At 68.2% G+C, this 19035-nt stretch carries 22 protein-coding genes and 1 tRNA gene; 11 read left to right on the top strand and 12 right to left on the bottom strand.

Features of this window, described 5'->3' with window-relative positions:
- Positions 1-3: 3 nt before the first annotated feature.
- The 3 genes from ACX40Y_RS15090 to ACX40Y_RS15100 all read right to left on the bottom strand — a co-directional run bounded on the left by ACX40Y_RS15090 (position 4) and on the right by ACX40Y_RS15100 (position 3868).
- Entirely contained in the window at positions 4-1887 is a 1884-nt protein-coding gene (locus tag ACX40Y_RS15090; RefSeq protein WP_459120392.1) for a M1 family metallopeptidase, read from the bottom strand.
- Between the two features lie 347 nt (positions 1888-2234).
- The gene (gene aroB, locus ACX40Y_RS15095; protein ID WP_459120393.1) at positions 2235-3332 is read right to left on the bottom strand and encodes a 3-dehydroquinate synthase; all 1098 of its coding nucleotides are present in this window, start codon (positions 3330-3332) and stop codon (positions 2235-2237) included.
- Complete coding sequence (locus tag ACX40Y_RS15100) at positions 3329-3868, bottom strand: shikimate kinase (RefSeq protein WP_459120394.1); 540 nt, start codon at positions 3866-3868, stop codon at positions 3329-3331. The genes aroB and ACX40Y_RS15100 overlap by 4 nt, the downstream gene beginning before the upstream one ends.
- A gap of 77 nt (positions 3869-3945) precedes the next feature.
- Between ACX40Y_RS15100 and ACX40Y_RS15105 the strand changes: the two genes are divergently transcribed.
- From ACX40Y_RS15105 to ACX40Y_RS15120, 4 genes are read left to right on the top strand one after another with little or no spacing between them, the layout of a single operon-like run.
- A complete protein-coding gene (locus ACX40Y_RS15105; protein ID WP_459120395.1) occupies positions 3946-4083 on the top strand; it encodes a hypothetical protein in 138 nt (45 codons plus the stop codon).
- The gene (locus ACX40Y_RS15110; protein ID WP_459120396.1) at positions 4064-5881 is read left to right on the top strand and encodes a hypothetical protein; all 1818 of its coding nucleotides are present in this window, start codon (positions 4064-4066) and stop codon (positions 5879-5881) included. The genes ACX40Y_RS15105 and ACX40Y_RS15110 overlap by 20 nt, the downstream gene beginning before the upstream one ends.
- Positions 5878-6804, top strand: coding sequence for a tyrosine-type recombinase/integrase (locus ACX40Y_RS15115; RefSeq protein WP_459120397.1), 927 nt, complete (start codon positions 5878-5880; stop codon positions 6802-6804). The genes ACX40Y_RS15110 and ACX40Y_RS15115 overlap by 4 nt, the downstream gene beginning before the upstream one ends.
- An 11-nt stretch (positions 6805-6815) precedes the next feature.
- Positions 6816-7763, top strand: a complete 948-nt coding sequence (locus ACX40Y_RS15120) for an acetyl-CoA carboxylase carboxyltransferase subunit alpha (RefSeq protein WP_459120398.1) — start codon at positions 6816-6818, stop codon at positions 7761-7763.
- Between the two features lie 88 nt (positions 7764-7851).
- Here the strand turns inward: ACX40Y_RS15120 and ACX40Y_RS15125 are convergent, their stop codons facing one another.
- The 3 genes from ACX40Y_RS15125 to ACX40Y_RS15135 form a co-directional block, all read right to left on the bottom strand.
- A complete protein-coding gene (locus tag ACX40Y_RS15125) occupies positions 7852-8019 on the bottom strand; it encodes a Flp family type IVb pilin (RefSeq protein WP_459120399.1) in 168 nt (55 codons plus the stop codon).
- 165 nt (positions 8020-8184) lie between these two features.
- Positions 8185-8352 carry a Flp family type IVb pilin gene (locus ACX40Y_RS15130; protein WP_459120400.1) on the bottom strand — a complete coding sequence of 56 codons (168 nt, stop codon included), beginning with the start codon at positions 8350-8352 and terminating at the stop codon, positions 8185-8187.
- Between the two features lie 131 nt (positions 8353-8483).
- On the bottom strand, positions 8484-8660 hold the full coding sequence (locus ACX40Y_RS15135) for a Flp family type IVb pilin (RefSeq protein WP_459120401.1): 177 nt from the start codon (positions 8658-8660) through the stop codon (positions 8484-8486).
- Positions 8661-8762: 102 nt separating this feature from the next.
- Here ACX40Y_RS15135 and ACX40Y_RS15140 point away from each other — a divergent pair, with 102 nt between their 5' ends.
- Positions 8763-9161, top strand: coding sequence for a (deoxy)nucleoside triphosphate pyrophosphohydrolase (locus tag ACX40Y_RS15140; RefSeq protein ID WP_459120437.1), 399 nt, complete (start codon positions 8763-8765; stop codon positions 9159-9161).
- Here the strand turns inward: ACX40Y_RS15140 and ACX40Y_RS15145 are convergent.
- The gene (locus tag ACX40Y_RS15145) at positions 9158-9991 is read right to left on the bottom strand and encodes a methyltransferase domain-containing protein (protein WP_459120402.1); all 834 of its coding nucleotides are present in this window, start codon (positions 9989-9991) and stop codon (positions 9158-9160) included. The genes ACX40Y_RS15140 and ACX40Y_RS15145 overlap by 4 nt on opposite strands.
- A 43-nt stretch (positions 9992-10034) precedes the next feature.
- Between ACX40Y_RS15145 and ACX40Y_RS15150 the strand changes: the two genes are divergently transcribed.
- The 5 genes from ACX40Y_RS15150 to ACX40Y_RS15170 all read left to right on the top strand — a co-directional run bounded on the left by ACX40Y_RS15150 (position 10035) and on the right by ACX40Y_RS15170 (position 12416).
- Complete coding sequence (locus ACX40Y_RS15150) at positions 10035-10766, top strand: ComF family protein (RefSeq protein ID WP_459120403.1); 732 nt, start codon at positions 10035-10037, stop codon at positions 10764-10766.
- A 35-nt stretch (positions 10767-10801) separates the two neighbouring features.
- Positions 10802-11059 carry a glutaredoxin 3 gene (grxC, locus tag ACX40Y_RS15155; protein ID WP_459120404.1) on the top strand — a complete coding sequence of 86 codons (258 nt, stop codon included), beginning with the start codon at positions 10802-10804 and terminating at the stop codon, positions 11057-11059.
- Positions 11056-11880, top strand: a complete 825-nt coding sequence (locus ACX40Y_RS15160) for a carbon-nitrogen hydrolase family protein (protein WP_459120405.1) — start codon at positions 11056-11058, stop codon at positions 11878-11880. Before grxC ends, ACX40Y_RS15160 begins: the two co-directional genes overlap by 4 nt.
- A complete protein-coding gene (locus tag ACX40Y_RS15165) occupies positions 11877-12305 on the top strand; it encodes a DUF1178 family protein (RefSeq protein WP_459120406.1) in 429 nt (142 codons plus the stop codon). Before ACX40Y_RS15160 ends, ACX40Y_RS15165 begins: the two co-directional genes overlap by 4 nt.
- A gap of 34 nt (positions 12306-12339) precedes the next feature.
- Positions 12340-12416 (top strand) — tRNA-Arg (locus ACX40Y_RS15170).
- Between the two features lie 14 nt (positions 12417-12430).
- Here the strand turns inward: ACX40Y_RS15170 and ACX40Y_RS15175 are convergent.
- Positions 12431-13735 (bottom strand): MFS transporter, encoded by a 1305-nt coding sequence (locus tag ACX40Y_RS15175; RefSeq protein ID WP_459120407.1) that lies wholly within the window; start codon positions 13733-13735, stop codon positions 12431-12433.
- A gap of 138 nt (positions 13736-13873) precedes the next feature.
- On the opposite strand from ACX40Y_RS15175, the gene ACX40Y_RS15180 reads away from it, so the two are divergent.
- A complete protein-coding gene (locus tag ACX40Y_RS15180) occupies positions 13874-14986 on the top strand; it encodes a 5-methyltetrahydropteroyltriglutamate--homocysteine S-methyltransferase (protein WP_459120408.1) in 1113 nt (370 codons plus the stop codon).
- 11 nt (positions 14987-14997) lie between these two features.
- Here the strand turns inward: ACX40Y_RS15180 and ACX40Y_RS15185 are convergent, their stop codons facing one another.
- The 4 genes from ACX40Y_RS15185 to ACX40Y_RS15200 are packed head-to-tail and all read right to left on the bottom strand — an operon-like array spanning position 14998 to position 19034.
- A complete protein-coding gene (locus ACX40Y_RS15185) occupies positions 14998-16011 on the bottom strand; it encodes an aldo/keto reductase (protein WP_459120409.1) in 1014 nt (337 codons plus the stop codon).
- Complete coding sequence (gene pobA / locus ACX40Y_RS15190) at positions 16008-17192, bottom strand: 4-hydroxybenzoate 3-monooxygenase (protein WP_459120410.1); 1185 nt, start codon at positions 17190-17192, stop codon at positions 16008-16010. The genes ACX40Y_RS15185 and pobA overlap by 4 nt, the downstream gene beginning before the upstream one ends.
- A complete protein-coding gene (locus tag ACX40Y_RS15195; RefSeq protein ID WP_459120411.1) occupies positions 17189-18130 on the bottom strand; it encodes a Gfo/Idh/MocA family oxidoreductase in 942 nt (313 codons plus the stop codon). Before ACX40Y_RS15195 ends, pobA begins: the two co-directional genes overlap by 4 nt.
- 13 nt (positions 18131-18143) lie before the next feature.
- On the bottom strand, positions 18144-19034 hold the full coding sequence (locus tag ACX40Y_RS15200) for a class III extradiol dioxygenase subunit beta (protein ID WP_459120412.1): 891 nt from the start codon (positions 19032-19034) through the stop codon (positions 18144-18146).
- Position 19035: the final 1 nt, after the last annotated feature.

The raw sequence follows: 19035 nt of genomic DNA on the forward strand, positions 1-19035 counted from the left end.
GGCCTACTCCGCGCCGACGATCTTGGCGATGCCCGCCGCGACGGTCGGGTGATAGGTCGCCTTCGCACCCTGATAGAAGCGCAGCGCGATCGGCTTGCCCCAGTCGCCCTGTGCCATCAAATCCTTGTAGATCGGATAGATCAGCAGGCCGCGCCCGACGCTGCCGACCAGCTTTTCGATGCCCGGCAGCGCCGGATCATAGCGGTTGGCGATCGCCAGTTCGCCCCAGGCCGAGCGGACATAGGCGTTGTTCGAGGCCGACAGGCCCAGCGTCTCGTCCAGTTCCTTCAGCCGGGCCGGCGTCTGCTGGCGGTTGAGGCCGTTCAGAAAGCGCAGCCATTGCTGGGTCGACCAGCCCTTGGGATCGACCGCCGCCACCGGCCCGCCGGCATTCACTGCCGCGAGCTGGCGGTCGATCGCTTGCAGCGTCGCCGACTGGACGTGGACGGCATTGTTGGGCAGGCCCGGCGCATAGGCCCATTTGTCGAGCTGCAGGTTCGCTTCCAGCCCGGCATCGCCCTTTACGAGGTTGGCGCGCAGGTCGGCGAGGAAGCCGGCAGTGGTCTGCGGCTGGAAGGCGTGGCGGTCGAAATAGCCGCGCAGATACACGTCCCAGCGCGCGCGGCCGACGATCCGCTCGATCGTGCGCAGGAAGGTCGAACCCTTGAAATAATCGAGCTGGCCGAAGGTCGCGCCCGGATCGCCGTGCAGCCGCGTGGTCGGCGCGTCCATGCCGCCGGCATCGGCGATGTCGCGTTGCAGTCCGTCCCATTCGAGATCGGCGTCGGTCGCGGCGCGTTCCTTGCCGTACACCGCCTCCATGATGCGGTTCTCGAAATAGGTGGTGAAGCCTTCGTTCAGCCAGCTGTCCGACCAGGTGGCGTTGGTGACGAGGTTGCCCGACCAGCTGTGCGCCAACTCGTGCGCGACCACATCGACGTTCGACTTGTCGCCGGTGATGATCGTCGGCGTCAGGAAGGTGAGGGTGGGGTTCTCCATGCCGCCATAGGGAAAGCTGGGCGGCAGGACGAGCATGTCGTACCGGCCCCAGCGATAGGGGCCGTAGAGCGCCTGCGCCGCGTCGATCATCTTTTCGACATCGCCGACTTCCTTCGCGGCGGCGTCGAGCATGCTCGGCTCGGTCCACACGCCCGCGCGCGGGCCGACGGCCTTGAAGGCGAGGTCGCCGACCGCGAAGGCGATCAGATAGGGCGGCACCGGCTTGTCCATGCGGAAGCGGAAGCGGTGCCAGCCCTTGCCGGCGGGCACGCCCTTGGCGCCGTCGATCCGCTCGGCGCTCATCACCGCGACCAGGTCCGACGGCACGGTTAGCGTCGCCGACCAGGTCTGGCGGATGCCGGGGCTGTCCTGTGTCGGGATCCAGCTGCGGTTGTTGATCGGCTGGCCCTGGCTGAACAGATAGGGCTTCTGCTTGCCCGCCGTGAGCTGCGGCGCGAGCCATTGCAGCGCGGACGCGCTCGGCGCCGAGCGATAGTGGATGACGATGCGACTGGCGCCGTTCAACTGTACGGTCAGCGGCGCGCCGATCTCTGGATCGGCCTTGCCGACGGTGTAGGGCAAGGGCTTGCCGGCGGCGTCGGTGATCTTCGCGATGACCAGCCCGTCATCGTCGAGCACGATTTCCTTGGCCCCCGGCGCGGCGAGGATGTCGAGCGTGGCGGTGCCGGACAGCGTCTTCGCGTTGAAATCGGCGCGCAGGTTCAGCGCGACATGGGTGACGCGGGCGATTTCGGGGCGGGCATGGGTCCACACATCCTTGGCCTCGGCCGTGGTGAGGATCGGCGCCACGGTGGCGGGGCGCTGCTGGGCGAGCGCGGGCGGGACGAACATGGTCGAGGCGGCGAGCGCCAGGGCAAGAATACGCATCGCGCCGGGGTAAGGCGTTGGAAGGCTTTGGGCAATGGTGGCTTGGGGGGCGGGGCAGGTTACGCGCCTTATCGGGCCGGTGGTTGCGAGGCCTTCCCATTCATGCGAACGAACCACTGATGGCGCTTACATGGGTAACCCTGATCGGCGGTCGCCATTCTCGGTGTGCCATTTTTGATGATATGGCTGAATATCCGCAGGCGGCATGCGGGATGGTGGTTGCTCCTGATCGTGCTTGCCTTTGCGATCGTCGGTAATGTTGTCGAACAAGTGACGATCGGTACGGCACCGCTTTTCTGACTGACGTCGCCAACACCGCCGGCGCGAACTTGCGAGGCCGGCTTCCCTTACCGCGCCCGGTCGAGGAACGCCGCCACCGCCGTTAGGTCGACACTCTTGTCGAGATAGGTCTGGCCGATGCCGCGCGCGAGCAGGAAGGGCAGGGTGCTGCCCTCCATTTTCTTGTCGTGGAGCATGTGGTCGACCAAAGTCTTGCCGTCCGCCGTCACGCCGGCCACCCCCAGCCCGTCGGGCAGGCCGACGCTGCGCAGATGCGCGGCCACCCGCGCCGCATCCTCGGGCGGGCACAGACCCTGTTCGGCCGAAAAGGCAAAGGCCAGCGCCATGCCGGCGGCCACCGCCTCGCCGTGGAGCAGCTTGTCCGAAAAGCCCGTCTCCGCCTCGAGCGCATGGCCGAAGGTGTGGCCCAGGTTGAGCAGCGCGCGGGTGCCGGTGGTCTCGCGCTCGTCGGCGGCGACGATGCGGGCCTTGGCGGCGACCGAATGGCCGATCGCATGGGCGCGCGCGGCCGGCTCGCCGGCGAACAGCGCCGCCGCATTCGCCTCACACCAGCCGAAGAAAGCGGCGTCGTCGATCAGGCCATATTTGGCGACTTCGGCATAGCCGGCGCGCAGCTCGCGCTGGGGCAGCGTATCCAGCACCTGCGGGTCGATCAGCACCACGGCCGGCTGGTGGAAGGCGCCGATCAGGTTCTTGCCAGCGCGCGAATTGATCGCGGTCTTGCCGCCGACCGAACTGTCGACCTGGGCCAACAGCGTGGTGGGGATCTGGACGAAGTTGCAGCCGCGCTTGAGGATGCTGGTGGCGAAACCGACCAGATCGCCGATCACGCCGCCGCCCAGCGCGATCACATGGTCGCTGCGGACCACGCCCTGATCGAGCAGCCAGTCGGTCAGCGCCTCAAGCTGCGCCCAGCTCTTGGTGCCTTCGCCGGCCGGCAGCGTGAGCACCGGCGCGGCGATGCCGGCGGCGGCCAGGCTGGCGACCAGCGCCTGGCAATGGGCGCTGAGATTGGTGTCGGTGATGATGGGCATCGCCCGCCCTCGCGAGAGCGGCGCCAGTACCTCGCCAGCGCGGGCCAGCAGGCCGGGTTCGATGCGCACGTCATAGCTGCGTGCGCCCAGCGCGACGGGAATGGTGGTCACTTGAAAAGGGCCTTCAGGATCGCTTCGACGGTGGTTTCGTGCGGTGCGGCTACGCTGGGGACGCGGATCTGTGCAAGCGCGTAAAACGGATTGCGCACCCGCGCCAGTTCAGTGAGCGTGACCAGCGGATCGCGTCCGCGCAGCAACGGGCGCGTGTCGCGGCGGCGCACGCGATCGGCGAGCACCGCCGGCTCGGCATCGAGCCAGATCGAAATCGCCTGGTCGAGGATCAGCTGTCGCGTCTCGTCATTGATGAACGCGCCGCCGCCGGTGGCGATCACCTTGGGCGTGCCATCCACCAGCCGGGCGATCACCCGGCGTTCGCCGTCGCGGAAATGCGGCTCGCCGAACCGGTCGAAAATGTCCGCCACGGTCATGCCTGCCGCGGCCTCGATCTCGGCATCGGCATCGACAAAGGGCAGCCGGAGCCGCTGGGCCAGCCTTCGGCCCACCGTGGTCTTTCCGGCCCCCATCAGGCCGACAAGGACGATCGGCTTGCCTTTCCAGCCTGCGGTTTGGACATGCGTTTGTAACATCGTGCGAGGGGCTATACAGCGTGGCCTCGTCTCGGGCAAAAGGCCCCTCCAATCATTCTTCCGACGGACTTTGTTGCATGCCGCGTTCGCTTATCGTGTTGCTCGTGATCCTCGTTCTGCTGGTCGCGGGGCTGTTTGCCCTGGCGGGTCGCGACACCGCGAAGGAGCCGGTGCGGATGGAGAAGGCGGTCGCGCTTGAAAATCTCGCCAACTAAGGTCTCGCGGATCGCGCTGGCGGCGGTGCTGCTGGCGGGCGTCGGCGTGCCGGCGCTCGGCCGGCAGCAACAAAAGGCCCCCGAATCGCTGCTCCCGCCCGGCTTCGACCAGCCGGCGCCGGCGCCGTCGCGCCCGGCCGCGACCCCGCGCCCGCAGCCCACGGTACCCCCGCAGACCGAGCCTGCGCCCGTGGCCGCACCCGCCGTCACGGCTGCTGAGGACGGCGGCGATTCGGTCGAGGCGGTGGACGGCAATGTCAGCGCCGCCGAACTGCCGCAGGTCGATCTCTCGCAATATGATCTGCCGCCCTCGGCGCGCCGTTCGCTCGGGCGGATCGGCAGCACTGCCTGGGGCAATGCTCCATTCGCCGCCAATGCGTTCGGCGACACCCACGGGCGGATGCTGCAGACGCTGATGCGCCGGCTCGACGCGCCGGTGGCGTCGCGCTGGGTGACGATCGCGCTGCGCCGCGCGCTGATGTCGCCGATCGATACGCCGCGCGACGTGAACGGGGCGGATTTCGCTGCGCAGCGTGCCTGGCTGCTGCTGCGGATGGGCGAGGCGGTGGCGGCGCGCGCGGTGATTGCGGGCGTCGATGTCGATCGGGCGACGCCGCTGCTCGACCAGGTGATCATGCGCGTCGCGCTCGCCACGGGCGATCCGGCGGGCGTCTGCCCGGTGGCGGACAAGGCCGCGCAGGCGATCGATCGCCGCGAATGGGCGCTGGCCCGCGCGATGTGCGCCGGGCTGGCCGGCAAGCCGGGCGAAGCCGACCGGCTGATGGATGCCGCGCGCCAGGGCACCAGCCAGGGCTCGATTGACAATCTCCTCGCCGAAAAGGTGATCGGCATGGGCGCCGAATCGCGCCGCGCGGTCACGATCGAATGGGCGGGCGTGCCCCGGCTTTCCGAATGGCGTTTCGGCCTGGCCGCCGCGACCGGCGTTGCCGTGCCCGACGATCTGTATCGCACGGTCGGCCCCGAATATCGCTACTGGCAGGCGCTGGCGCCCGGCGTTTCGCCGGCGGTGCGCGCGCCGGCCGCCGAACTGGCGGCGGCGGCGGGGGTGTTCTCCAATGCCGGACTGGTCGATCTCTATGCCGATCTCGATCAGGCGGGCGACGCCAGCGGCCCGCTGGCGGAGACGATCCGCGATCTGCGCAATGCCTATGCCGCGCCGGCGCCTGCAGATCGCGTGCGGGCGATCCGCGCACTGTGGGATGCGGCGGAAACGCCGCGCGCCCGCTATGGCCGGCTGGTGATGACGGCAAAGGCCGCGAGCTGGATTCCGGCAAGCAAGGATGTCGATTCCGCCGACGGACTGATCGCGTCTATGCTGTCGGCGGGCTATGACGGGGCTGCGCTGCAGTGGCGCGGCGTGGTCGCGTCCGGCAGCGAGGGCTGGGGGCTGCTCGCGCTCGCCGATCCGTCGCGTGCGGCAGTCAGCTTTGCCGCGTTCGACCAGTTTCGTGGTGCCGCCAGCCCGCGCAAGGCGGCGATGCTGCTCGCCGGCCTCGCCGGGCTCGGCCGCCTGAGCGCGGAGGATGCGCGCCGCGCCGCCGAGGCGACACAGGTGCGAATCGGCGGCGTCAACGCCTGGACTCAGGCGATCGACCGGGCCGGCACGAGTAACCAGCCGGGACTCGTTGCGCTGCTCGCGGCGGTGGGCATGCAATCGCCCCGCTGGGATCAGGTGACGCCCGAGGCCGTGTTCCACATCGTCTCGGCGATGCGCGCGGCGGGCATGACCAACTATGCGCGGATGATCGCCATCGAGGCGGTCACACGCGCCGCTTGAGCGCGCCGCCACCGGGCGGTGACGCCGCGCTGATCGAGCGCTTCCTGGAGATGCTCCGGGCGGAGGCGGGTGCAGCCGCGAACACCGTCGCCGCCTATGCCACCGATCTGCGGCTCGCCTCGACGCTGCTAGACGGCGGACTGGCGGTGGCCGGGGAGGCGGAGATCGCGCGGCTGGCGGACGAATGGCAGGCGCTTTCGGGCGCCACCGTCGCGCGCAAGGCGGCGGCGCTGCGGCGGTTCTTCGCGTTTCTGCTCGACGAGGGGTTCCGTGCCGACGATCCCGGCGGGCATCTGCCGCGCCCGGGCATCCGGCGCCCCTTGCCGCGCGTGCTGAGCACCGGCGACGTCGATGCGATGTTCGCCGCCATCGCCGATCGGCAGGCGCGGGTGCCGCCCGATCCGCTCGACCTGCGGCTCGCCGCGCTGATCGAGCTGCTGTACGGATCGGGCCTGCGCGCCACCGAACTGGTGTCGCTCCCCCGCAATGCGATCCATCCCGACCGGCCGTTCCTGATCCTGAAGGGAAAGGGCGGGCGCGAGCGGCTCGTGCCGATCTCCGATCGCGCGCGCGAGGCGGTGGCGCGGTGGCGCGATCATGTCGCCCCCGACAAGCCCTGGCTGTTTCCATCGGGCAAGGGGCATTTGTCGCGCATCCGGCTGTACCAGCTCGTCCGCGCGCTGGCGGCGGCGGCGGGCATCCCGCCCGATCGCGTCAGCCCGCACGTCCTGCGCCACGCCTTCGCCACGCACCTGCTGGAAGGGGGCGCGGACCTGCGCGCATTGCAGGCGATGCTCGGCCATGCCGATATCGCCACCACCGAAATCTACACCCATGTCGACAGCCAGCGGCTGGTCGAACTCGTCAATCAACGACACCCCTTGGGCGAGGCGCTCGTTGACGCGAAGCGCGGCGCCGCGTAGCGCCCGGCACCATGACGACATTCCTCGACTTCGAGAAGCCGATCGCCGAGCTGCAGACCCGGATCGACGAGCTTCGCACCACCGCCCAGGGCGGCGATGTGGACATCGCGGCCGAAATCGACCCGCTTCAGGCCAAGTCCGACAAGCTGCTCCAGGAAACCTATGCGCGGCTGACGCCGTGGCAGAAGACGCAGGTTGCCCGCCACCCGGAACGCCCGCACTTCAAGCACTATGTCGCGGGCCTGATCGAAGATTTCATGCCGCTGGCCGGCGACCGCGCCTTTGCCGACGACAATGCGATCATCGGCGGCCTAGGGCGCTTCCGCGGGCGTCGGGTGATGGTGATCGGCCATGAAAAGGGCGACGATACCGCCAGCCGCCTTCGCCACAATTTCGGCATGGGCAAGCCGGAGGGCTATCGCAAGGCGATCCGCCTGATGGGCCTGGCCGATCGGTTCAACATTCCGGTCATCACGCTGGTCGACACTTCGGGCGCGTTCCCCGGCGTCCAGGCTGAGGAGCGCGGCCAGGCCGAGGCGATCGCTCGCTCGACCGAGGCATGCCTCAACCTGCGCGTGCCGGTGATCGCATCGATTCTGGGCGAAGGCGGCTCGGGCGGCGCGGTGGCGCTGGCGGCGGGCAACCACGTGCTGATGATGGAGCATGCGGTCTATTCGGTGATTTCGCCCGAAGGCTGCGCGTCGATCCTGTGGCGCACCGCCGACAAGGCGGCCGATGCGGCCGAGGCGATGAAGGTCACCGCCCAGCATCTGAAGGAACTCGGCGTGATCGACCGCATCGTCGGCGAACCGCTGGGCGGCGCGCACCGTGCCCCGGGCCTGGCCGTGCAAGCGCTCGGCGACGCGATCGAGGAGTCGCTGCGTGGTCTGGACGGCGTCTCGGGTGAAGGACTGCGCCAGGCTCGCCGCGCCAAGTTCCTGGCGATGGGCCGGCTCTGAACCGCTCGCCGCAGGGCAAAAAACGCAAAAAAGGGGCGACGGGAGATGATCCCGCCGCCCCTTGGTCGATCTGAAGGGATCGCTGGGCTTACGAAGCCGCCATGTTCGACGAAACGTTGCCGAAGGTGGTGTTGAGCTGGTTGCCCAGGCCCTGCATCGCGGCGATTGCGGCGACGGCGATCAGCGCGGCGATCAGGCCGTATTCGATGGCAGTCGCACCCTTGCGGTTGGCGACGAACTTGCGAAGAGTCTTCATGGTACCGGTCTCCATGTCGATCGGAACGACGATGTCCCGCCAGCGACCTTGGGCGGCTTTGTCTAACATCGCGTGATCGGGTTTGGTTAAGCGCCGTTCATAAAAAAGAGGCGGCGGCACTCCTGTGCCACCGCCTCTCTCGCACGATCTGGGAGGATCGATTGCTTACGAAGCCGCCATGTTCGACGACACGTTACCGAAGGTCTTGTTGAGCTGGTTGCCCAGGCCCTGCATCGCGGCGATCGCGGCGACGGCGATCAGCGCGGCGATCAGGCCGTACTCGATGGCGGTCGCGCCCTTGGAATTCTTCAGGAAGTTACGAATCTTCTGCATACCGGTCTCCATCGTCCCGCAATTGCTTCATCACCGGCCCCTCGGCCGAAGCGTTCGGGGCAGGATCGAACCTACGCGGGGGAAGTTAAAAACCGCCTAAGCGACATCGGGGCGGAGGGCGCGCCGGGCCGTCAGTTCGTGCCGGCGCCCTGCACCTTTTCGGACACGTTGGACCACATGCTGCTGGTGGCATCGGCAAGGCCCATCAGGCTCGCCATGATCGCCAGCACGATCATCGCCAGAATAAGTCCATATTCCACCGCGGTCGCGGCACGAACATCGCTTTGCAGCGCACGGAAAATCGTCATCAGGGCTCGCATCGGCAACCAATCTTGTCCAAGGGCAGGCGGAAGCTCCCAGAATTTGATTGAGAAGTGATTATCGTGCCGGACGCAGAACAACGCGAGATCATGCTGGTGGTCGCGGCGGCAATGCTGCGCGAAGGCCGCGTGCTGGTGCAGCGCCGCCCGGCGGGCAAGCCGATGGCCGGCCTGTGGGAGTTCCCCGGCGGCAAGGTCGAACCAGGTGAGGCACCCGAATCGGCGCTGGCCCGCGAGCTTGGCGAGGAACTGGGCGTAACGGTGAATCCCGCGACGATAGCGCCGCTCAGCTTTGCCAGCGAATCGCTCGCCTCGCGCCATCTCGTGCTGCTGCTGTACCGAATCGATCATTGGCAGAGTGAACCGGAGGCGCGCCACGCCAGCGCGTTGCACTGGGCCGACGCCGCCGAACTCCGCGCATTGCCGATGCCCCCGGCCGACCTGCCGTTTCTCGATGTCCTCGCGCCGTTGCTCGGCGGCGGGGTTTAGGCGGCGCCGCCCTTGCGAAGCGCGTCCGCCAGCGAGGCGGTGGCGCTGCCCGGGCGGGCGGGCTTGGGTTGGGACGGGTCGGGTGACCATCCGGTGACAAAGATGATCTCGAACCGCTCCGGCGTCCGGCCGTCGGGATCGGCGCGCTCGACGAACGCGGCGGCGGTGCCGAGCAGCGTGTCGCGGCGGAGCGGCGGCGTGTTCGGCAACAGATTGGTCGCCGCCATCCCGCGAAGGTCGCGGATCAGCCCCGCCAGCCCGGTGTAGCGGACCTGCAGCGACTCGACATCGGCCACCGGCATGGCGAACCCCGCGCGGGCGAGCAGATCGCCTGCGGCACGCACGTCGATCTGCGGGTGGAACCGCGCGACCGGCCGCGCCGATTCGGCACCGATCAGGCAGGCACGGAGCGTCGAAAGGCTGCCCGCGCCCAGGAACGCGCCGAGAAACAGGCCATCCGGCTTCAGCGCGCGGCGGGCAAGCGTCAGCATGCCCGGCACGTCGTTGACGGTATCGAGCACGCCCGCCGAAACCACCAGATCGAAGCTGCCCTCGGGAAATGGGTGCATGTCCTCATCGGCATGGATGGCGCCGGTAGCCGCGGCAAAGGCGGCGCCCGCGTCCATCCGGGTGATAGTCGCGCCCGCCAGCTCGAACGCGCCGTCATGGCTGCCGAGATCGAGCACGTCGTGGAAACGGCGCTTCACCCCGTCGAGCCGCTCATAAATGCCGTCGAGCATGTGATCCCGCAAAAAGCCTTCATAGTTGCGGGCGGCGCGATCGCGGCGCTTGCGACGCAGGCGGCGGTCGAAGATTTCGGAGTCGGTCACGCCCGCGCTTGTGCAGCGCATTGAGGCAGGGGACAAGCATTGCATGATCGCCGCCGCGCGCCTTGCCCGACTGATCGATTTCGCGCTGCCGCCGCGCTGTCCCGGCTGCGGGACGATCGTCGATGCCGATCACCGCTTCTGCGGGGCCTGCTGGGGCAAGCTGCGCTTTCTCGGGCCGCCCTGGTGCGCGCATTGCCATCTGCCGTTCGAGTTTGATCGGGGGGAGGGCGCACGCTGCGGCGCCTGCATCGCTGATCCGCCGCCGCTCGACGGGATTCGCGCCGCAGTCGCGTACGGCGATGTCGCGCGGACGGTGGCGCTCAAGCTCAAATATGGTCGGCGACTGGCGAGCGCGGCGACGATGGCGCGGGCGATGGTCCGCCTGATGCCGGAGGACGCCGATCTGCTGGTGCCGGTGCCGCTCCATCGCTGGCGGTTGTGGTCGCGCGGCTTCAATCAGGCCGCCGTCATCGCCCAGGCGATCTCGGTGCGGAGCGGCGTGCCGGCCGATCTGCACCTGCTCCGCCGCGCAAAGGCGACGCCGGTGCTGCGCGGCCTCGGCGCGAAGGGGCGCGCCCGGGCGGTGTCGGGCGCGTTCGCGCTGGCCGGTGATGCCCGCGCGCGGCTGGCCGGGCGCACGGTGGTGCTGGTGGATGATGTGCATACCAGCGGGGCGACGGCGGGGGCCTGCGCAAAGGCGCTCAGGCGCGGCGGCGCGGCGCGGGTGATCCTTCTGTGCTGGGCGCGCGTTCTCGTCGAAGAGACGATGGATTGACAAGCCGCGGGACGGCGCACACCTGAGAGGTCGATATGGCAAAGATCGAAATCTACACCAAGGCATTCTGCCCCTATTGCTCGCGCGCGAAGCAGCTCCTGCAGAAGAAGGACGCCGCGTTCGAGGAAATCGACATCACCATGGGTGGCCCGCGCCGCGAGGAGATGATCCAGCGCGCCAATGGCCGCACCACCGTGCCGCAGGTGTTCATCGACGGCCGGCATATCGGTGGCTCCGACGATCTCGCCGCGCTCGACCGGCAGGGCGGGCTGGACCCTCTGCTCGGCCAATGACGCGCATCGCCCTGCTCCAGATGACGAGCGGGATCGATCCCGACGCGAACGCGCGGACGATGGTCGACGGCGTGGCGGCGGCGGCGGCCGGCGGCGCTGCGATGCTGTTCACGCCGGAAATGTCCGGGCTGCTCGACGGCGACCGCGCCCGCGCCGCGACCAGGCTTGTGCCCGAAGCGTCGGACCCCGTGCTCGCGGCGGTGCGCGAAGCCGCGGCGAAGCACGGCATCTGGGTGCATATCGGCAGCCTCGCGGTGCTGCGCGAGGACGGCAAGCTCGCCAATCGCGCCTTTGTGATCGACGCGAGCGGTGCGATCCGCGCGCGGTATGACAAGATGCACCTGTTCGATGTCGATCTGCCGACCGGCGAGAGCTGGCGCGAATCGAACAGCTATACCGCCGGCGCCGGCCCGGTGGTCGTCGATACACCGGCGGGGCGGCTGGGCCTCGCGATCTGTTACGATCTCCGCTTCCCGGATCTGTTCCGCGCGCTAAGCGATGCGGGCGCGACGCTGCTGGCGGTGCCGGCGGCGTTTACGCGACCTACCGGCGCGGCGCACTGGCATGTGCTGCTGCGGGCCCGCGCGATCGAGGCGGCGGCGTTAGTGATCGCGGCGGCACAGACCGGGCTCCATGCCGATGGTCGCGCCACCTATGGCCACAGCCTAGTGGTCGATCCCTGGGGCGAGGTCGCGCTTGACATGGGCGAGGCCGCCGGCATCGGCTTTGCCGAGATCGATCCGGCGCGCGTCGACGATGTCCGCGCCCGGATCCCGGTGCTGCGGCACCGCCGCCCGATCGGCCAGGTGTCTGCGTCATGATCGTCTTCGATCTGAAGTGCGGCGGCGGCCATGTGTTCGAGGCCTGGTTCAAGTCGAGCAGCGCCTATGAGGAACAGCGCGCCGCCAGCCTGATCGCATGCCCGGTGTGCAACGATTCCTCGGTCGGCAAGGCGGCGATGGCGCCGGCGGTCGCGGCGAAGGGAAACCGCGCGCCTGCCGACGGACCGGCCGCGATGAAGGCCGCGCTTGCGGCGATCGCCGCGATGCAGGCGAAGCAACTGGAAACATCGCAATGGGTGGGCACCGGCTTCGCCGCCAAGGCGCGGGCGATGCACCAGGGCGACGAGCCGGAGGCGCCGATCCACGGCCAGGCGACCCGCGACGAGGCGATCGCGCTGGTGGAGGAAGGCGTTCCGGTCGCCCCACTGCTGGTCCCGGTCGTCCCGCCCGAGGCTTGCAATTGATTTGCCCGCGCCGGCCCGGTACCAGCGCTTTCGTGGCCCGGTAGCTCAGCAGGATAGAGCAAGCGATTCCTAATCGAGAGGTCGGAGGTTCGAATCCTCTCCGGGTCACCACTTCCTTGTAAGCGCTATCCCTCCACCGCAGCCCGGCGCATCGCCAGCAGCGCGAGCGCGGCGATCGCCGAGCCCAGGCTCATCAGGATCGCGACCAGCGACAGCGAATAGCCTGCCGCGAACATCACGCCCGCCAGCGCCGGCGCCAGTGCCGAGCCGCCCCGGCCGATGCCGATCACGAACCCGGTCGCGGTCGCGCGCAGGCCGGTGGGGAAGGCGCGGGCGATCAGCGCATAGAGGCCGACCACGCCGGCATTGGTCGCAAAGCCCGCCCCCGCTGCGATCAGCGACAGGCCCGGCAGGTCGTTGCTGCCCTGGCCGAACAGAATGACGAGGCCGACCGATGCCGCCATCGCGGCGATGGTGAGCGCGAGCAGGCGGATCCGCGCGGTCAGCAGCCCCAGCAGCAGCGATCCCGTCGCGCCGCCCGCGCTCGCCCATACCAGCACGCCCGCCGCCGCCGATGGCGCATAGCCCATGTCGACGACGATCTTCGGAATCCATTTCAGGATGAAATAGAAGGTCATGATGTGCGCGAGATAGGCGAGCGTCAGCAACATCGTCGTGCGCGCCAGTGACGGGGCGAACAGCGCGGTGACCGGCGCTTTCTTCGCGGCGGGCGCGGCCGGCGGCAGGCTTTCGACCGCGGCGTGCCCCATCCGCATCAGCACCACGTTCACGCGCGCCAGCGCATTGGCGGGGCGGCGATGGATCAGGAAAGCGATCGATTCGGGCGCGGCCAGCAGCACGATCGGGATGAAGCAGGCGCTGGCGATCGCGCCGAACGCGAACACCGATTGCCAGCCATAATCGCGCAGCAGCACCGCCGCGATCGAACCGCCGACGATCGTGCCCACCGGATAGCCCGCCGCCATCAGCACCACGCACAGCGCACGGCGCCGGGCATTGGCGGCCTCGGCGACGGCGGCGTTGGTCGCCGCGAGCATCCCGCCGATGCCGATGCCGGTCAGCAGCCGCCAGGCGGAGAGGATTTCCACGTTCCACGCCAGCGCCGCGCCGGCCATTCCCGTCGTCATCAGGCAGAGACAGCCGAGGATCGTCGCGCGCCGCCCCAGCCGGTCGGCAACGCCGCCCAACAGCAGCGATCCGCACGCCATGCCGATCAGCTCCATCGACAGCACCAGGCCCAGCGCCGCGCGGTCGATCCCCCATTCGCGGGCGATGCCGGGGGAGGCGAAGCTGATCGAAAGCACGTCGAACCCGTCGAGCGCATTGAGGCCCACCATCACCGCGACGATGCCCCATTGCAGGCGCGACATCGGCTCGCGCTCGAGTATCGTCTGCGGATCGCGACCCATCTCATCCTCCCTTGAATCGAGTTCTTCGCTCGATTGCGTGACCCTGCCGCAATTCGTTATGGTTCACAACAGAATCGCTGGACGACGTTTGCATTGTTGCGCATGTGGCCTCGCAGCGAAATTCCGTTGGAGAGACGAATGACCAAGCCGCCCTTCCGCGCCGATCATGTCGGCAGCTTTCTGCGCCCGCCCGAACTGATCGCCGCACGGAACGCCTTTCGCGAAGGCCGTATCGATGCCGCCGCGCTGCGCACTGCCGAGGATGCCGCGATCCGCGACGTGGTGGCGATGCAGGAGTCGCTGGGCTTTCAGGGGATCACCGACGGCGAGTTTCGCCGCACCTATTTCCATACCGATTTCCTGCTTCAGCTCGACGGCGTCGAGGAGGCGGGCGGCACGCAGGTCCGCTTCCACCAGCATGGCGGCAAGGAGCTGGAATATGCCCCGCCGGTGATGAAGATCTCGGGCAAGATCGCCCATGCACGCGACATCCAGCGCGCCGATTATGATTTCCTCGCCAGCTGCACTGGCCGCACGCCCAAGGTGACGATCCCGTCGCCGACGATGCTGCATTTCCGCGGCGGGCGAGAGGCGATCGATTCGACCGCCTATCCCGATCTCGACGCCTTTTACGAAGACCTCGCCGCCGCCTATCGCGCCGAGATCGCCAGCCTGGCCGATGCCGGCTGCCGCTATCTCCAGCTCGACGACACCAATCTCGCCTATCTGTGCGACGAGACGCAGCGTGAGAATGCGCGCCGCCGCGGCATGGACCCGGATGCGCTGCCGCGCCTTTATGCCCGCATCATCAACGAATCGATCCGCGATCGGCCGGACGACATGGTCGTCTGCGTGCATCTCTGCCGCGGCAATTTCCGTTCGTCCTGGGCGGCCGAAGGCGGCTATGAGCCCGTTGCCGAAGTGCTGTTCAACGACCTCGCGGTCGACGGCTATTTCCTCGAATATGACGATCCGCGCTCGGGCGACTTCGCGCCGCTGCGGCACGTGCCGGCGGACAAGACCGTCGTGCTGGGGCTCGTCACCACCAAGCTCGGCGAACTCGAGTCGGTCGACGACGTCCGTCGCCGCATCGACGAGGCGGCTCGCTACGCCCCGCTCGAACAGCTGGCGCTGTCGCCGCAATGCGGCTTCTCGTCGACCGTTCACGGCAACGACATTGCGATGGAGCAGCAGTCGGCGAAGCTGCGCCTCGTCGTCGACGTCGCCCAGGCGGTGTGGGGCGCCGCCTGAGCTGATCGCGGTCAGCCGGCCGCCAGTTCCTCGTCGGGCAGCAGTTCGGTGTCGATCTGGCGCTGGGCTGCTGCCGAATAGCGGGCACCGCGGATCGTGCCGGGTGCGAACAGCGCGTCCACCCGCGCAATCGTCGCGGCGTCGAGGTTGATCGCCGCCGCCGCGACATTTTCCTCCAGATGGCCGATGTCGCGCGTGCCGGGGATCGGCACGATATGGTCGCCGCGCGCGAGCACCCAGGCGAGCGCCAGCTGTGCCGGCGTGCAGCCGACCTCGGCCGCGATTTCGTCGAAGGTCGCGACTGTCTCGAGATTGTGGCTCAGCTGCGGCTCTACGAAGCGCGGCATCGTCAGCCGGATGTCGCCCTCATGATAATCATCGTCGCGGATCGCACCTGCCAGCATCGCGCGCGCCACCGGCGAGAAGGCGACGAAGCCGATGCCGAGTTCGCGGCACGTGTCGAGCACCGCGACCTCCGGGTTTCGCACCATCGGTGAATATTCGCTCTGCACCGCCGCGATCGGATGCACCGCATGCGCCCGCCGGATCGTTGCGGCGGACATTTCGCTGAGCCCGATCGCGCCGATCTTACCGGCCTCGTGCGCCCGCACGAGCGCGCCGACCGAGTCCTCGATCGGCACGTTCGGATCGAGGCGGTGGAGATAATAGAGATCGATATAATCGGTCCCGAGCCGGCCGAGCGCCCTCTCCAGCGTGCGGGTGATCGCCGCGGGCGAACCGTCCAGCCCGCGCTTGCCGTCGTGCAGGTCGAGCACGCATTTGCTCGCCAGCGTAAACTCCGCCCGGCGATGCATCACCGCCGCGCCGAGCAGCCGCTCATTCTCCCCGCCGCCATAGAGCGCGGCGGTGTCGAGCAGCGTCACGCCCAGATCGAGCGCGCGGTTCAGCAGCCGCACTCCGTCCTCGCGCGCGGGCGGGACGCCATAGGCATGGCTCAGGTTCATGCACCCGAGCCCGATGGCGGCAACGGAAAAGGGTCCGATCGTACGGCGCGGCAGGGTCAAAGCGGCAATCCCACATAGTTTTCGGCGATCGAGCGCTGCATTGCCTCCGATGTCGCCACATAGTCCAGTTCTGCCGACTGCATCCGGTGTTCGAACATGCCGTTATCGGGGAAGCTGTGCATCAGCTTGGTCAGATACCAGCTGAAACGCTCGGCCTTCCAGATTCGTGCCAGCGCCCGCGCCGGATAGTCGAGCAGCGCCGCCTCGTCGCCGCCGCGATAATGGGCGATCAGCGCTTGCGACAGATAGGCGACGTCGGATGCGGCGAGGTTCAGCCCCTTCGCGCCGGTCGGCGGCACGATATGCGCGGCATCGCCCGCCAGGAACAGCCGGCCCAGCCGCATCGTCTCGCCGACATAGGAGCGCAGCGGCGCAATCGACATTTCCAGCGCCGGCCCGCGGGTGATCCCGTGGCTCGACAGCGGATCGAATCGCAGTGCGAGTTCGTCCCACAGCCGCTCCGCCGGCCAGGCGTCGAGCGTGTCGGTGAGCGGCACCTGGATGTAATAGCGGCTGCGCGTTTTCGAGCGCATCGACGCCAGCGCGAAGCCGCGCGGACCATTGGCGTAGATCAACTCGTCGTGACAGGGCGGCACATCGGCCAATATGCCGAGCCAGCCGAATGGATAGTCCAGCTGGAATTGACCACTGCCGCCGCTCGCTTCGGTCACCGTCTGGCGACAGATGCCGCGAAAGCCGTCGCAGCCGGCGATGAAGTCGGCCTCGATCCGCATCGGCTCGCCGTTCACCGTGCAAGTGAGCGAGGGCGTCGTACCGTCGATGTCGTGGAGTGCGACGTCGGCCGCCCCGAACAGGATGTCGAGCCCGCGATCGGGCGCCGCCGCGATCAGGTCGCGCGTCACCTCGGTCTGTCCATAGACGGTGACATGGCGGCCGGTCAGCGCCTCGACGTCGATGCGGATCAGCCGGTCGCCATCGGCGAGATTGAAGCCCGTCTCGATCAGCCCCTCGGCGCGCAGCCGGGCGTCGAGCCCAAGCTGCACCATCAGATCGGTCGTGACGCTTTCGAGCACGCCCGCGCGGATGCGGCCTTCGACATGCGCTCGGCTCTGCCGGTCGACGATCATGCACTCGATCCCCGCGGCGCGCAGCAGATGGCCGAGCAGCAGCCCCGAAGGGCCGCTGCCGACGATCGCCACGCCGGTCCGGCGCGTGTTCACGCGCGGAGCTGCCGTTCGAGCTGGTCGAGCACGCGATAGCAGGGGAGCACCTGCGCGACGCTGGCATTGGGTTCGCGCCCTTCGCGGATCGCCGCGACGAATTCGCGATCCTGAAGCTCGATGCCGTTGTTCGACACCGCAACGCCGGACAGGTCGACCGGCTCCTCGCGCCCGGTGACGAGATCGTCATAGCGCGCGATCCAGGTGCCGTTGTCGCAGATATAGCGGAAGAAGGTGCCGAGCGGCCCGTCATTGTTGAAGCTGAGCGACAGCGTGCAGATCGCGCCGCTCTCGCTCTTGAGCTGGATCGACATGTCCATCGCGATGCCCAGTTCGGGATGCATCGGCCCCTCGATCGCATTGGCCTGAACGATCGGTCCGGCCTGATAGGCGAACAGGTCGACGGTGTGCGCGGCGTGGTGCCACAGCAGGTGATCGGTCCAGCTGCGCGGCTCGCCCTTGGCATTCATGTTCTGGCGCCGGAAGAAATAGGTCTGGACGTCCATCTGCTGCACCGCGAGCTCGCCCGCGGCGATCCGGCGGTGAAGGAACTGGTGGCTGGGGTTGAAGCGTCGGGTGTGGCCGACCATCGCGGTAAGCCCGGTTTCCTGCGCCTTGGCGAGCACCGCCTCGCCGTCCGCCAGATTGTCGCATAGCGGGATTTCAACCTGCACATGCTTGCCCGCCTCCAGGCACTGGATCGCCTGGGCGGCGTGCATCTGGGTCGGCGTGCAGAGGATCACCGCGTCGAGCCCGGGCTGTTCCAGCGCCTCGGCGAGTTCGGTGGTGGCGTGGGCGATGCCATATTTGTCGGCGACAGCCTGGGTCGGCTCCAGCCGCCGACCGACGACCGAGATCACCTCGACGCCGTCGATCTTCTTCAGGCCGTCGAGATGCTTTTCGCCGAACGCGCCGGCGCCTGCGAGTGCGATTTTCATGTGAGTACTCCGTTTATTCGGCTGCTTCGGCAAAGCCGCTGCCGGTCATGTCGAGCCCTTCGCCATTGTCGGGGCGCAGGACGAGATGGCCGATCGCGGTGTTCGAACAGGGGACGTGATAATGGCGGTGCAGCGCGGCGGTGCGCTTGCCCAGCGCGCCGCGCATGATGAGCCACATCACCATCTCGATGCCCTCGCTGCCCGTTTCGCGCAGATAGTCGATGTGCGGGATACGGCGCAGGTGATCGCTCTCGCCGATCAGCCCGTCGAGGAACATGTTGTCCCATTCGCGATTGATCAGCCCCGCGCGCGGCCCCTGAAGCTGGTGGCTCATGCCGCCGGTCCCCCAGATCTGGACGTTCAGATCCTCGGGGAAGCTCGCCACGGCGCGCGCGATCGCCTCGCCCAGCGCCCAGCAGCGATTGCCCGAGGGCGGGGGATAGGTGACGACGTTCACCGCCAGCGGCACCACCTTCACCGGCCAGGCTTGGGGCGTGCCGAACATCATCGACAGCGGCACGGTCAGCCCGTGATCGACATCCATCTCGTTGATGACGGTCATGTCGAATTCGTCGAGGATCAGGCTCTGGGCAATGTGCCAGGCAAGGTCCGGGTGTCCCTCGACATCGGGCACCGGGCGTGGTCCCCAGCCTTCATCGGCCGATTTGTAGCGCTCGCCACAACCGATCGCGAAGGTGGGGATCACCTTCATGTCGAAGGCCGAGGCATGGTCGTTATAGACCAGGATGACGACGTCGGGCTTTTCCGACTTTTCCCATTCCCGCGTCCAGTCGTAACCGGCGAAGATCGGGCCGAAATAGGCGTCGCGATCCTTGCCCTGATCGACGGCCACGCCGAGCAGCGGCACATGGCTGGATGCGATACCTGCGGTAATCCGTGCCATG

It is taken from the genome of Sphingomonas sp. RS6, from assembly GCF_054489705.1.

Coding starts and splice junctions, on each gene's coding strand:
- ACX40Y_RS15090 (WP_459120392.1), bottom strand. CDS start 1,887: ATGCGTATTCTTGCCCTGGCGCTCGCCGCCTCGACCATGTTCGTCCCG.
- ACX40Y_RS15100 (WP_459120394.1), bottom strand. CDS start 3,868: ATGTTACAAACGCATGTCCAAACCGCAGGCTGGAAAGGCAAGCCGATC.
- ACX40Y_RS15105 (WP_459120395.1), top strand. CDS start 3,946: ATGCCGCGTTCGCTTATCGTGTTGCTCGTGATCCTCGTTCTGCTGGTC.
- ACX40Y_RS15120 (WP_459120398.1), top strand. CDS start 6,816: ATGACGACATTCCTCGACTTCGAGAAGCCGATCGCCGAGCTGCAGACC.
- ACX40Y_RS15125 (WP_459120399.1), bottom strand. CDS start 8,019: ATGAAGACTCTTCGCAAGTTCGTCGCCAACCGCAAGGGTGCGACTGCC.
- ACX40Y_RS15130 (WP_459120400.1), bottom strand. CDS start 8,352: ATGCAGAAGATTCGTAACTTCCTGAAGAATTCCAAGGGCGCGACCGCC.
- ACX40Y_RS15135 (WP_459120401.1), bottom strand. CDS start 8,660: ATGACGATTTTCCGTGCGCTGCAAAGCGATGTTCGTGCCGCGACCGCG.
- ACX40Y_RS15140 (WP_459120437.1), top strand. CDS start 8,763: ATGCTGGTGGTCGCGGCGGCAATGCTGCGCGAAGGCCGCGTGCTGGTG.
- ACX40Y_RS15150 (WP_459120403.1), top strand. CDS start 10,035: ATGATCGCCGCCGCGCGCCTTGCCCGACTGATCGATTTCGCGCTGCCG.
- grxC (WP_459120404.1), top strand. CDS start 10,802: ATGGCAAAGATCGAAATCTACACCAAGGCATTCTGCCCCTATTGCTCG.
- ACX40Y_RS15160 (WP_459120405.1), top strand. CDS start 11,056: ATGACGCGCATCGCCCTGCTCCAGATGACGAGCGGGATCGATCCCGAC.
- ACX40Y_RS15165 (WP_459120406.1), top strand. CDS start 11,877: ATGATCGTCTTCGATCTGAAGTGCGGCGGCGGCCATGTGTTCGAGGCC.
- ACX40Y_RS15175 (WP_459120407.1), bottom strand. CDS start 13,735: ATGGGTCGCGATCCGCAGACGATACTCGAGCGCGAGCCGATGTCGCGC.
- ACX40Y_RS15180 (WP_459120408.1), top strand. CDS start 13,874: ATGACCAAGCCGCCCTTCCGCGCCGATCATGTCGGCAGCTTTCTGCGC.
- ACX40Y_RS15195 (WP_459120411.1), bottom strand. CDS start 18,130: ATGAAAATCGCACTCGCAGGCGCCGGCGCGTTCGGCGAAAAGCATCTC.
- ACX40Y_RS15200 (WP_459120412.1), bottom strand. CDS start 19,034: ATGGCACGGATTACCGCAGGTATCGCATCCAGCCATGTGCCGCTGCTC.